Source organism: Bacillus sp. 05T22 (assembly GCF_056396765.1).
The window spans coordinates 1-390 of sequence record NZ_JBFTMC010000303.1; the positions used below are offsets into that span (position 1 = coordinate 1).

At 56.4% G+C, this 390-nt stretch carries 1 protein-coding gene; it reads right to left on the bottom strand.

Going from position 1 to position 390, the window contains the following annotated elements; translation table 11 throughout:
• On the bottom strand, nt 1-390 hold a 390-nt coding region (rsmG, locus tag AC1DIT_RS28590; RefSeq protein WP_476998637.1), incomplete at both ends, for a 16S rRNA (guanine(527)-N(7))-methyltransferase RsmG.

The following is a 390-nucleotide window of genomic DNA, read 5'->3' on the forward strand; positions in this document are numbered from 1 at the left end:
GTCTTGTGATGGGTAAAACCTGCCGGCAGCGCGTCGATCTCATCCTGCGGCACGACGCCTTTCAGCGCATAAAATCGCCCTTTTTCGCCAGGCAGATGATGGCACCAGCTCAGCATATCGTTCAGAGAAGCGAAGGCCCGACTGATCACGCCATCAAAAGGCGGCTCGGCAGGAAACACCTCTACCCTGCTCTGTACCGGATCGATATTTTCCAGTTTCAGTTCATGCTGTACCTGCTTAAGAAAGCGTATGCGTTTGCCCAGGCTGTCCAGCAGCGTGAAGTGCGCTTCAGGACGGACGATAGCGAGCGGTACGCCCGGCAGCCCTGGTCCCGTGCCCACATCGATAAAACGGCTTCCTTCCAGATAAGGCTCAACCACGATGCTGTCC